This window comes from Paraburkholderia ribeironis, assembly GCF_900019265.1.
Classification (GTDB): Bacteria; Pseudomonadota; Gammaproteobacteria; order Burkholderiales; family Burkholderiaceae; genus Paraburkholderia; species Paraburkholderia ribeironis.
In genome coordinates, this window is the sequence record NZ_CYGX02000019.1 from 233616 (window position 1) to 245934 (window position 12319).

Annotated in this window: 9 protein-coding genes; all 9 read right to left on the bottom strand. The window is 65.5% G+C overall.

Annotation, left to right across the window (positions count from 1 at the left end; translation table 11 throughout):
- Window positions 1–5: 5 nt before the first annotated feature.
- Window positions 6–1235: a glycosyltransferase family 4 protein gene (locus BN2475_RS10365; protein WP_094779426.1), complete on the bottom strand. Its 1230-nt coding sequence runs from the start codon at window positions 1233–1235 to the stop codon at window positions 6–8.
- Complete coding sequence (locus BN2475_RS10370) at window positions 1232–2707, bottom strand: glucose-6-phosphate isomerase (RefSeq protein WP_094779427.1); 1476 nt, start codon at window positions 2705–2707, stop codon at window positions 1232–1234. The genes BN2475_RS10365 and BN2475_RS10370 overlap by 4 nt, the downstream gene beginning before the upstream one ends.
- Window positions 2708–2710: 3 nt before the next feature.
- Complete coding sequence (locus BN2475_RS10375; protein WP_094779428.1) at window positions 2711–3916, bottom strand: glycosyltransferase; 1206 nt, start codon at window positions 3914–3916, stop codon at window positions 2711–2713.
- A 78-nt stretch (window positions 3917–3994) separates the two neighbouring features.
- Window positions 3995–4927: a glycosyltransferase family 2 protein gene (locus tag BN2475_RS10380; RefSeq protein WP_094779429.1), complete on the bottom strand. Its 933-nt coding sequence runs from the start codon at window positions 4925–4927 to the stop codon at window positions 3995–3997.
- Window positions 4928–4995: 68 nt separating this feature from the next.
- Window positions 4996–7194 (bottom strand): polysaccharide biosynthesis tyrosine autokinase, encoded by a 2199-nt coding sequence (locus BN2475_RS10385; RefSeq protein ID WP_094779430.1) that lies wholly within the window; start codon window positions 7192–7194, stop codon window positions 4996–4998.
- Window positions 7195–7350: 156 nt separating this feature from the next.
- Window positions 7351–8559, bottom strand: a complete 1209-nt coding sequence (locus BN2475_RS10390; protein WP_094779431.1) for a polysaccharide biosynthesis/export family protein — start codon at window positions 8557–8559, stop codon at window positions 7351–7353.
- Entirely contained in the window at window positions 8553–9026 is a 474-nt protein-coding gene (locus tag BN2475_RS10395; RefSeq protein WP_094779432.1) for an arsenate reductase/protein-tyrosine-phosphatase family protein, read from the bottom strand. Before BN2475_RS10395 ends, BN2475_RS10390 begins: the two co-directional genes overlap by 7 nt.
- A gap of 46 nt (window positions 9027–9072) precedes the next feature.
- Window positions 9073–10527, bottom strand: coding sequence for a UDP-glucose dehydrogenase family protein (locus BN2475_RS10400; RefSeq protein WP_094779433.1), 1455 nt, complete (start codon window positions 10525–10527; stop codon window positions 9073–9075).
- A gap of 81 nt (window positions 10528–10608) precedes the next feature.
- On the bottom strand, window positions 10609–12006 hold the full coding sequence (locus BN2475_RS10405; RefSeq protein ID WP_094779434.1) for an undecaprenyl-phosphate glucose phosphotransferase: 1398 nt from the start codon (window positions 12004–12006) through the stop codon (window positions 10609–10611).
- Between the last annotated feature and the right edge of the window lie 313 nt (window positions 12007–12319).

Here is a 12319-nt window from a genome sequence, read left to right on the forward strand (position 1 = left end):
CGCCGTCATTCCGCGCTCTTCTGTCCGGCCAGCACATTCAGCGTCAGCGCGTCGGATTTCCCAACCACCGACGCTTCCGCGTCGCTGCGCCGCCGAGTCTCCTGCTGCCCGGCCAGTTGCCTGTACAGCGCGATGTATTGCGCGGCCATTCGCGCCCAGCCGAAGCTGGTCGCCAGCTGGCTCGCGGCGGCGCCCATCGCGCGGCGCGCGTCGTCGTCGCCGGCGAGGTGCGCGACCGCGCCTGCCAACGCTTGCGGATCGTCTGGATCGTCGAGCACGATCCCGCAATCGGGCGTGATGATCTCGGCGCCGCCCGCGGTGCGCGCCGTGACCACAGGCAGCCCGGCCGCCATCGCTTCGAGCAGCGACAGGCTCATTGCTTCGTAGCGCGAAGGAAAAACGAACGCGTCGACCGAATGCATCAGCACTGGCATCTCCTTCACCAGCCCGAGAAAATGCACGCGATGCGCGATGCCCAGCGCCTTCGCCTCGTCCGGATACGGGCTGCCCGGCAGGAAGCCGGCCACGGCGATCTGCACATGCTCGGGCAGATGCTTGAGCGCGGCCAGCACGGTGCCGAGATTCTTGCGCGGCGTGCGCAGGTCGCCGACGAACAGCATCAGGAACGCATCCTTCGGTAGTCCGAACTTCTCGCGATTTCCCGTGGCCGCCGCGAAGCCTTGCGTGTCGACGCCGTTGTAGATCACATCGACCCGGTTATCCGGCGTCAGTCCGATCGCGCGGATTTCGTCGGCGACCTTTTGCGAGACCGCCGTGATGACCTTCGAGCGCCGGTAGGCCCAGCGTTCGAGCAGCGCGTTGCAGCGCGTATACACCGACTGATACGCGGACCACATGCCTTTGCTGAAACCGAACGGGTAGTACTTGCTGCCGAACCAGCCGCTATGCACGAAGTGCGACGTGTTGACGTCGGCGGGCATCCACGTGATGAAGCCGTTCACGTGCAGCACGTCGTAGTCGCGCCGATGCGCGCGCAGCCACAGCGCACTGCGCAACGCGAACACCTGCTGGCGCAGCAGATTGGTGGGCCACCAGCGACCGATTTTCACCGGTACCCAGCGGACGTTCGGATGGGTCAGCAGAGCCGGCGCGACGTGCGATGCGACCAGCGTGACGCCGATGTTCTCGTCGAGCGCGGCGCGCGCAATTTCGAGGTTGACACGGCCCTGGCCGTCGTTCTGGCGCACTACGTGCGTGACAATGGCGACTCTCAATCAGTGCCTCCGTGGATAGATAGCGTGCGTCGTCGGTTCATCTTTTCGTAATGGACCGCGGAAAGGATCGAAAAAACACTCATGAAAAGCAGCAGTCCGCCGGTGCCGACCAGCGAATTGGTGAACACCAGCATGGCGAAGGTCGCGAGGCTGAGGCTCAGGCAAGCGGACACGAACTTGTCGTGGCGCAATCTGAACGACGCGAGCACGGCGCGCGTGAGCAGCCAGACGATGCCGGACATGTAGAGCAGCGTGCCGGGCCAGCCGAGCACGAACGGGATGTTCATCACGCCGCTGTCGAAGTTGCCGTACTGGCCGAGCTGGCCGCCGTCGTTCGACAGCTTGGTCGAGGTGCCGGTCGCGCCCATGCCTTCGCCGGACACGTCGGTGAAGGCGGTCTTCGCGAAATTGGCGTAGAACTCGTTGCGCGCGGCGTAGCTCTGGTCGTCGTTCAGGTTGACGATGGTGTTCAGACGCGCCTGCATCCGCTCGGCCACCGGGCCAACCGCCAGCAGCGGCACACAGAGCCCCGCGAGCAGCACCGCGCTGCCGACGATGCGCACCCGCACCCGGTTGTTCGACTTGACCAGCTGGATCAGCAGCGCGATCACCCAGCCGCCCCAGGTCGAGCGCACGAGGCTCAACGCGAACGAGAAGAAGCCCAGCGCCGCGGCGATCCAGCGCACGCGGTGGGTGGCCGCCATCACGAAGACCATCGCGCCCATCATCGCGAACGCGAACGGGCCCGACGAATTCATCGTGCTGAACACGCGCACGCCCATCGGCACGGGGTCGCCTTGCGAGTTCATCTGCGAGCCGAGCATCCACAGCGCGTCCCACGACGGCATGATGAAGAACTGGACCAGCCCGTAGGCGCCCATCACCAGCATGCCCCAGATAAAGGTGTTGACGATAGTGTCGCGATACTGCGGATACTGGCGCGTGTGCGCCATGATATGAAAACCGATCAGGATCGGGTACAGCCAGTTGGCGAGGTCGTAGGTGGCCGCGAGCGGCCCGCTCGACATCACGCCGACGAGGAACGCATACACGAGACCGAGCAGGATCAGCAGCACCGGCAGACCGCGCCGCTGCGCGAGCAGCTTGTAGTAGCGCAGCAGCGACAGCGCGCTGATCATCGTGACCGCGAGTGGCGCGACCTGGATCAGGCTGGTCGGCGTAAACGAGCCTTTGGACCAGTCGGCCAGACGCCGCACTTCCGGGCTCAGGAACCACAGCCACCACATGAAGCCGATATAGCGTGCAGGACTCCTGAAGTACAGCCACAGGCCCGTCAGGATCGCCAGCACCGGAAACGCGAGCGTCAGCACGGTGCCTTGGTGCGCCGCGATCAGCGCGGCCGTGACCAGCCACAGCAGCAGCGGCGGCAGCCATTCCTGCGGCCCGCCGGAGACCACCCGCGCCGCGCCGTTGTGGGCGGCGGCCGTGCCGGCTCGCGGAAGCGTCGACATCGCTCAGAGACCTCCGCGTGATTCGCGCGCCGCGCCATGCCGGCTCTGTGCCTGCTGCGGGGCGCGAGATTGCGGGTGCGGCTGGGCGTGCGCTTGCATGTGTGGTTGCATGTGCGCTTGCGCATGGGCGCGCGCACGCAGCATCTCCTCGGTGATGCGCACGTGCTGCATCGCGTAGTGCTGCGTGGTCAGATCGCGCGACAGCAGGCCGGCGGCAGCCGCCTGCGCCTGGCGCAATCCTTGCGCAGGCGTGGCGGCGAGCCGGTCGGCCGCTGCACGCAACGCCTGCGGATCGAACGGCGGGACATACGCCGCCTCGTCGGCCGGAAAATAGTCCTGCAACGCGCCGACATTCGTCACCACCATCGGTTTGCCGACCGCCGCCGCTTCGAGCATCACGGTAATGCCCGACGCGTGCGAGTTCGGTCGCAACGGCACGACGATCACGTCGGCCCAGTCATACAGCTCGTGCTGCTTCCTGATCCCCGAGAACAACGCGATTTCGACGTTCGGCGCACGCAACGACGCGGGAATCCGGCGCCGTGTCGCGAGCTTCACGGTGTAGCGCGAATCGTTGCCGAACGCCTTGATGAGCGTCTCCCAATCGCGGTCGCGGTCGTTGCCGATCGCGGCGATGCGCAGCGGCGTGTGCGGCGTCCATTGCGTCGGCGCCTTGACGGGAAAGTCGCGCGTGTTCAGGCCGTACAGCAGCTCACGCGCTTCGCGATCGAAATAGCGCTGGCATAGCCTCGCGTTCTCGCTGGCGAGCGTGGTCAGCTGATCGGCGCGCGTCATCAGCTTGCTATACAACCACTTGCGCAGGACTCCATATGAAGGCCACTTGTCGAGCAGCCACACGCTTTGCGCGAGCAGGAGCGGCGCTGCCCCCACGCCTGCCTTGCGCCCGCACAGCAGCAGCATCAGCGCGGCGGACAGCCACTCCTGCTCGGTGTGCGTCCAGACCACGTCCGAGCGCAGCATGTCGGCGCGGTTGCGCCACGTGTGAACGATGTCGAACCCGAGCCACGCCTTCAGCGCGCGGCGCACGAGCCGCACCGGTTTCGCTTCGCGTGCGTCCTGCGAATAGGTCAGCGTGAACGCGTCGGACTCGGCATGGTGATAGCCATACAGGCAACCGATGTCGTCGCCCTGCCGGTAAAAGCGCGGGTCCGCGCCGTAAAACAGATGAACGTGAACTTTCGTACTCATGCAGACACTCCGCTCTGCCGGTGGAAAGAGGCATCGGCGGCCCTGGCGGGGCCGTGCGCCGATGCGCGAACGCTGGACTCACGCGGTCCGGGACAGCGCGCGACGCGCCTCGTGCGCGCCGCTGCGCACCGCGCGCCAGCGCGACAGCTGCAGGCCCGCCTGCTTCGACAGCAGTGCGAGCGCCGCATGGGTGAGCCCCGGATAGAGCCGGGTGCCGACCAGCGTCCACCACCACCACGCGGTTTCGCGGCGCAGCGGCGGCAACTGGTCGCGCAGGATCAGATGGAAGTTGAACGCGGCGTTGCGCAACGCCGCCATGGTTTGCGCGTCGCGGCGGTCCTCGTCGAAACGCTCGGCGGGAAAGTGATCGACCGCGACGCTCGGGTCGTACATCAGTTTCCAGCCGGCGTTTTTCACCGCGAGGCTGAAGGCCATGTCGTTATGGACCTGGGCGCCCGCGCCGCGCAAGCGCGCATCGAAGCGGATGGTGCGCACCGCGTCGCGCCGGTAGCTCATGTTGGCGCCCTTGAGGATATCGACTTCGCGCACGCGCCCGACCCCGAGATGGTGATTGCCGATGATCTTGCCGTGCGTGGTGACCTTGCCCACCAGCGGCCGCTCGCCGTCCAGCACGCGGCCCTTCTCGTGCACCCAGTCGCGCCCGCCGAGCGCGCCCAGGCGCGCGTCGCCAGCGAATGCGGCGGCGATCCGTTCGACCCAGTCGACGTGCGGCGCGGCGTCGTCGTCGGTGATCGCGATCACGTCGCCGTTGGCGGCGTCGAGGCCGCGGTTGAGCGCCGCGACCTGGCCCGGCACCTCGACCAGCGCCACGGTGAGCGGCAGCTTGCCCGGCACGGCCGCATCGCGCAGACAGGTGTGGGTCGCGTCGTCATCGGCGCGCGCCACCACCACCACTTCGTCCGGCGCGCGTGTCTGCCGTTGCAGCGCCGCGAGGCAGCGCACCAGGTCGGCTGGGCGGCGGTAGGTTGGAATCAGTACCGTCACTTTCATCGTGATGTCCTTGGGTTTGCTCGTTGCGCGAGGCTCCGGGCGCGCGGCGCCCAGAGCCCGGATCAGGATCAGGTGCTCAGGTATTCGTGCACCAACGCGTAGCCGCGGTTGTAGCCGCCGCGCGAGCGCGCCGCCATGCCGTTGAAGATGCCGCCCTGCACGTGCACGCCGGCCGCGCGCAGCCGCTTGAGCGCATCGGTGATCTCGCCTTCGCTGTGCATGCCCGAGCGCATCACAAAGAAGGTCGAACCGGCATACGCACCGATGATCGACGCGTCGGTCACCGCGAGCACCGGCGGCGTGTCGATCAGAATCACGTCGTAGCGCCGCGCGAGTCCGTCGAGGTATTGCGGCAGACGCGGCGACATCAACAGCTCAGACGGATTGGGCGGACGGCGGCCGCACGAGATGAAGCTCAGGCCTTCGACGCTCGAGCCGCGGATCGCCTCTTCAAGCGAAATCTGGCCGCTCAGCAATTCGGACAGACCGTTGTCCTGCACGCCGCCGAGGTAGCGTTCGAGCACGCCGCGCCGCATGTCGCCGTCGATCAGCAGCACGCGCTTGCCCGAATGCGCGAGCAGCATCGCGAGGTTGACGGCGAGGAAGCTCTTGCCGACGCCGGCCATCGGGCCCGTCAGCATGACGATGCGATTGCGCGCGTCCATCAGCGTGAACTGCATCGAAGTGCGCAGGCTGCGCAGGCTTTCGACGGTCACGTCCTTGGGCCGCGCGTTCGCCAGCACCGGGCGCACCCGTTCGCCGCCGCGCTCGAAGCTGCTTTCGAGCTGGGCCTGCTCGGCGCTTTGCGGCACGAGGCCGAACACCGGCAGATGGAACGCACGCTCGATATGATCGGGGTCGTCGATGCCCTTGAACAGGTTGCGGCGCAGGAACACGAAGCCGGCGCCGGCGATCAGCCCGAGAATCACCGCCGCAGAGAGGATCAGCACCTTCTTCGGCTTGACCGGTGCGCCCGGGCGCAATGCGGCGTCGACGATATGCACGTTGCCGCCCGTGCCCGCCTTCTGCACCGACAGCTCCTGCACGCGATTGAGCAGCAGCACGTAGATGTCTTCGGCGACCTTCGCGTCGCGCTGCAACTGCACGGCCTTCACTTCGGTGGCCGGCAGATCGCGGAAACGGTCCGCGTATTTGGCGCGCTGCGCCTGCAGCTCGGCCATCTGCTCACGGGCGGCCTTGAGCAGCGGATGATCGTCGCCGTAGCGCTCGGTCAGTTGCGCCATCTGCAGACGCAAGCCGGCGATCTGCTGCTCGTACTGCACGCTGCCTTCGAGGTACACCTTCGCTTCGTCGCTCGCGTTGATCGAGCCGGACTGCCGCTGATAGGCGGTCAACGCGGCTTCGGCGCGTTCGAGATCGGACTTCAGGCGCGGCTCTTCGCTCTTCAGGAAGTCGAGCATTCTGATCGCGTCTTCCTGCTTGTTCGATACGTGCTGACGCATATACGACTGCGCGAGCGCATTGGCGACGAGCGCCGCGTGTTCCGGGCTCTTGTCTTCCAGCGAGATCTGGATCACGCCGGTCTGCTTGCCTTGCTCCTGCACGGTGATGGCCGACTGGAACGCGGTGATCGCGTCGAGGTCGTTCGAGCGCACCACGGTGAACTCCTGGCCAGCACGCGCGACCAGCTGATTGACCAGCATCGTCACGCCGCCGCCTTGCGCCTTCTGACCCGCCTGGCCGCGCAGCAGCAGCGCGCCGTTCTCGGCGAACAGTTCGTAGTGCTGGTCGTCGATCACGCGCAGCAGCAGCTTCTGGCCTTCGAGCGCGGGCGTCACGTCGATCGAATCGACGTCGACGATTTCGCCGCCCCATGCATACGACGTCAGCCCGAGCCACGCACGCGCCGGCTGTCCCGGCGTCGCAATGCGCGCGGCGATGTTGCCGAGCAGCGGAATCGTCTTCGGCGTCACGCTGAAGTTCAGCTTGAGCTGCTGCACCACCGGCGCGACTACGCCGCGGCTCTTGATGATTTCGATCTCGGCGTCGGTCGGCAGCGAGGTCGAGCCAGTCGTGATCGCCGCGCCGGTCTGCGTTTGCGTGAGCGCCTGCGAGGTGTTGTCGGACTGCTCGACCCGCACGTGCGCGTCGGCCGAATAGACCGGCTTGGCGAGGTAGCAGTACGCGGCGGCCATCGTGATGATCACGGCGGCAATCGCGAGCAGCCACCAGATGTCGTCGATGATCACCTGCACCAGTTGTCCGAGGACGACGTCTTCTTCTTCGGTCTTGATCGGACCTGCCATGTGCGGAGAGATTTGAGTGCTCACAATTCGATCCCGTATCGGTTACTTCGGCGGTTGCCTATCCGTTTGCTTGCGCATTTGCTTCGACGTTTGCCCAGATCCCGCGCCGCGTCCATGACGGACGATGCGGCGCGGGACTGTCTACCGCCAGGACTTTCAGCGCGTCAGTTGCTTCAGGTAGAACACCGTCTGCACGGTAGGCAGGATCTGCTGCAACACACGGTTGAACGTGGTCGAAGCGGCGGTGCCCACATACACGACGTCGAGCGGCTGCAACTGGAACTGCGAGGACAGCATGATCGAGTCCGGCTGCGTCATGTCGAGGCGGAACACCTCCGGCGTGGTCGGATGCTCGCGCATGCCGCGCATCACGAAGATCTGGCGCGGATTGGCGTCGGTGTTCAGAATGCCGCCCGCCTGCGTGAGCGCATCAGCGATCGTCAGATGGCCCTTGAGCATCGGCACCTGCAGCGGCGTCTTCACCTCACCCATCACGAAGATGCGGCTGTTGCTGCGGTCCGGCACGTTGATCACGTCGCCGCTTTGCAGCATCACGTCCTGCGTGGTGTCGCCGCGATCGAGCATGCGGTTCGCGTCGAGCACATAGAGCTGATGGTTGCGCGTGAGGCGCACGCGCTGGATGTCGGCTTCCGTGGTGGTGCCGCCCGAGCGCGTGATCGCGTCGACCAGCGAGAGCGGCACGTCGCTGACCGCGAGCGGCCCCGGCGTCTTCACTTCACCGGTCACCTGGACCTTCTTGCCGCGATACGACAGCACGCGCACGTCGACCTGCGGATTGCGGATAAAGCGCACGAGGCCGGTCGCGAGCTGATCGCGCAGCTCGGTCGTGGTCTTGCCGGCGGCCTTGATGCGGCCGACGAACGGGAAAAAGATCGTGCCGTCGGCGGCGACGGTCTGCCCATACGGATCGGCCTGGCCCGGCAGCGCGGCGGTGTACGGCTGCTGCAGCGCGCCCGCGATCGTCTGCGTGGTATTGCCGCCCGAGGACAGCGTGCTGCCTTGCGGCGTGGTCAATTCAGGGTGATCCCACACGGTGATGCCGAGAATGTCCTGCGGCGCGAGCCGGTAGACCCACTGCGACGGGTCGGTGAGGGTTGCCGGCGGCAGCGCCTGCGGCTTCGCGGCGGCTTCCTGCGCCTGCGCGGTGATCACGCTGGCGTCGATCAGGTGGACCGGATAGGTTTCGGTCGGCCGGTTCTGGTTGTCCTCTTTCAGACGGGACGTGTCGAGGTAATTGCCCGGTGCGGTGGAGCAGGCCGACAGAAAGGACGTCAGCAAAAGCGCGGCGGCGAATGTCGAGCGGCCGTGCGCGAATGAGTTTGCAGCGAGTTTTTTGATCAGCATATTTTCTTCAGCCATCCCATGACCAGATGTTCGATGAGCACGAGACTCTCCCTGTAAGCGGTTTCCGCGCCGCCATGCGGATCGGCGACGTCGGAATCGTCTTCCCATTTGCCGAGCGGATAGACCTTGCCGCGCGAGGCCGGATCGAGCGCTTCGACTTCGCTCACCTGTGCGCGCTCGGTGACCAGCACCAGATTGGCGTCGCGCACGAGCTCGCGGCTCAGGCGCCGCGAGTAGTGAATCCCCGAGGCCACGCCCTGCTCGGCAAGCAGCCGTTGCATGACCGGGTCCATGCGGTGGCCGTTCACCGCGCGCAAGCCTGCCGAATGAAACGCGATCGGCGTGGCGCCACGCCTTGCCCCTATGCCTGACGCCGGCGCCGTGCGCTGGCGCGCCTTGAACAGCATTTCGGCGGCAGGCGAACGGCACACGTTGGCGTGGCAGACGATCAGAACGTTGGCGAACATGGCGGGCTCCTTGACGAGGCGCGGGGTGACGCGACGGCCTTGCGGCCTAGAGGTTCGCCACGGCGGCTGCGCGCGTGGACCCGGCGTCCTCATCGGCAGGCCAGCCGTGCGTGCCGACTTTCGCGGGCGCATTGCGCAGCGCGTGCTGCCGGCCGATCGCGTGATACTCGATGCCGAGTTCGAGCAGCACGTCCGGTTCGTAGAGATTGCGGCCGTCGAAAATCAGCGGCGTCTTCAGAATCTCTTTGAGCGAATCGAAGTCGGGGCTCTTGAAGACCTTCCATTCGGTGAGGATCACCAACGCGTCGACACCGTCGGCGGCTTCCATCTCCTCCTTCACGAACGACAGACGCGCATGCTGCTGCGGCACGTCGCGCAGATCGAGCGCGAACACGCGCTTCGATTCGTCGATCGCGACCGGGTCATAGGCCTTCACGCGCGCACCGCGGCGCAGCAGCTCGGCGATCAGCGCACGGCTCGGTGCTTCGCGCATGTCGTCGGTATTCGGCTTGAACGCGAGACCCCACACGCCGAACGTGCGATCCGACAGGTCTTCGCCCAGACGCGCGACGATCTTGCGCGCGAGAATTTTCTTTTGCGTGTCGTTGACGGCTTCCACTGCTTCGAGAATGCGCAGGTTCGCGTGATGATCGGCGGCCGTGCGGATCAGCGCCTGCACGTCCTTCGGAAAGCACGAACCGCCGTAGCCGCAACCGGCATACAGAAAGTCATAGCCGATGCGCGGATCGGAGCCGATGCCGCGACGCACCGCTTCGATGTCCGCGCCGACGCGATCGGCCAGATTGGCCAGCTCGTTCATGTATGAGATGCGCGTGGCGAGCATGGCGTTGGCCGCGTACTTGGTGAATTCAGCGGAGCGCACATCCATGTACAGCGTGCGTTCGCGGTTGCGGTTGAACGGCGCGTAGAGGCGCTTCATCAGTTCGCGTGCTTTTTCGCCGGGCACGTCCTCGTCGCAGCCGAGCACGATGCGATCGGGCCGCGTGAAGTCTTCGACCGCTGCGCCTTCCTTGAGGAACTCCGGATTCGAGACCACCGAGAACATGTGATGGACGTTGCGCGCGGCCAGCTCCGCGGCGACCACGTCGCGCACGCGCGACGCCGTGCCGACCGGCACCGTCGATTTATCGACGATCACCTTGAAACCCGTCATATGTCGCCCGATATTGCGCGCGGCGGCCAGCACGTATTGCAGGTCGGCGGAGCCGTCTTCGTCGGACGGCGTGCCGACCGCGATGAACTGGATGTCGCCGTGCGCGACCGCGGCCTCGATGTCGGTGGAGAACTTTAGGCGCCCCGCTTTCCGGTTGCGCGCGATGATCTCCTGCAGACCCGGTTCATGGATCGGCACGCCGCCGTTGTTGAGCACGTCGATCTTGCGCTGATCGAGGTCGAGACAGAACACATCGTGGCCGATGTCGGCCAGACATGCGCCCGTCACGAGGCCTACGTAGCCACTACCGATGATCGTCAGGTTCATGTGTTGCACCTCGGAAAAAGGAGTTGATTCGGTGGAGTTGATTCAGGAGTGCGCTCGCGCGGCGCGCCGCATGACCGGGGCTCAATAGGCGTTGCTGCCCACGAAACCCTTCCACAGCGTCAGCACGACGATCTTGATGTCGAGCCAGAAGGTCCAGTGCTGCATGTAGTACAGATCGAGCTTGACGCGGCCCATCATCTTTTCGATGCGGTCGGTTTCGCCGCGATAGCCGTTGATCTGCGCCCAGCCGGTGATGCCTGGCTTGATCCGGTAGCGGTGCATATAGCCCTTCACCAGGTCCTTGTAGATGTCGTCGTGTTCGAGCGCGTGCGGGCGCGGGCCGACCACCGACATCTCGCCGCGCAGCACGTTGATGAATTGCGGCAGCTCGTCGAGGCTGGTGCGCCGCAGGAACGCGCCGACCGCGGTAATGCGCGGATCGCGGCGGGTGGCCTGGGTGATCTTGCCGGCCTCTTCCTGGTGCATCTTCATCGAGCGGAACTTGTAGATCTCGAACTGGTTGCCGTCGATGCCCTTGCGCTTCTGCCGGAAGAACACCGGACCCGGCGAGCTGAGCTTCACCATCGCCGCGATCACCAGCATCACTGGCGCCAGCGCGGTCAACGCAGCCAGCGCGAACAGCCGGTCGAACACGCGCTTGGGCAGCACGCGCAGATCGGTGATCGGCGAGGCGGCCAGATTGATCGCCGGCACGCCGAGCAGCTCGACCATCGGCTGGTTGAACAGCGTGAGGCTGCCCACGTCCGGAATGAAGCGAATGTTCACGAAGTCGTTGCGCAGGTCCATCACGAAGCGATGGATCGCCTTCTCCTTCGAGATCGGCAGCGCCAGCCACAACTCGCGGATCGCGCGCTGACGCACCAGCTGGATCATCCGCTGATAGTCGCGCTCGACCGGCACACCTTCGATTGCGTCGCCCGCCTGCGGGTCTTCGTAGGGAGTGATCGTGCCGTCCTCGTCGAACAGCACCACGGGGCTAAAGCCCGCCTCCGGGCGGCTGCGCATCTGCTCGATCAGGAAGCGCCCATACGGCACGCCGCCGACGATCGCCACCGCGCGCTGATTGAAGCCTTCGCGGCGCAGTCCGCGCAGGATCGCATAGACGATCATCTTGGTGACGATCAGCAGCACGATCGTGGCAAGCGCCCAATACACGAGCCACAGCCGCGACAGGCTGTCGGAGCGGTGCAAGCTGAAGCTGATCAGCACGCCAGCGACTTCCACCATCAGCCAGCCACCCGCCACGCGCGACAACAGGTCGTACAGCGGCTTGCCGCGCCACGACTGATAGATGCCCAGCGCCGGAAAGAACACCACCACCAGCAGGCAACCGAAGGCCAGCGACACGCTTTGCATATCGTCCAGCCACACCACTTTCCCGCTGTGCACGGCCGCCGCGATGGCGGCGCCGAGCGCGACCATGGCGATGTCGATGATTCTTGATAGAACGCTCAGCATGCGCTGCCCCTCAGTTCGTCAGTCAAGTGCCGTCCGTTAGTTGGTTGAAATCCGTCGCACGTCAGTCCCGCAGTTGGGTACAGGGGTACAGCACGCCGCCGGGCGCGTCCCGCCAATGCATGCGCGCCGCGAACCGATTGAACCGGTGCTATTGCCCTGCCCTTTCCCGATCTGAAAATGACCTGAATGGCCCGATCGGACAGTTCATGTCGGAATGAGTGAATACCCTTCTACAGGTATAGATAAAGCGATATTAAAATTCGTCCTGCAAGACCGCAAAAAATCTCAAATTGTATCGGTCAAGGTTGCGGTT

Coding starts and splice junctions, on each gene's coding strand:
- BN2475_RS10370 (WP_094779427.1), bottom strand. CDS start 2,707: ATGTCGACGCTTCCGCGAGCCGGCACGGCCGCCGCCCACAACGGCGCG.
- BN2475_RS10375 (WP_094779428.1), bottom strand. CDS start 3,916: ATGAGTACGAAAGTTCACGTTCATCTGTTTTACGGCGCGGACCCGCGC.
- BN2475_RS10380 (WP_094779429.1), bottom strand. CDS start 4,927: ATGAAAGTGACGGTACTGATTCCAACCTACCGCCGCCCAGCCGACCTG.
- BN2475_RS10385 (WP_094779430.1), bottom strand. CDS start 7,194: ATGGCAGGTCCGATCAAGACCGAAGAAGAAGACGTCGTCCTCGGACAA.
- BN2475_RS10390 (WP_094779431.1), bottom strand. CDS start 8,559: ATGCTGATCAAAAAACTCGCTGCAAACTCATTCGCGCACGGCCGCTCG.
- BN2475_RS10395 (WP_094779432.1), bottom strand. CDS start 9,026: ATGTTCGCCAACGTTCTGATCGTCTGCCACGCCAACGTGTGCCGTTCG.
- BN2475_RS10400 (WP_094779433.1), bottom strand. CDS start 10,527: ATGAACCTGACGATCATCGGTAGTGGCTACGTAGGCCTCGTGACGGGC.
- BN2475_RS10405 (WP_094779434.1), bottom strand. CDS start 12,006: ATGCTGAGCGTTCTATCAAGAATCATCGACATCGCCATGGTCGCGCTC.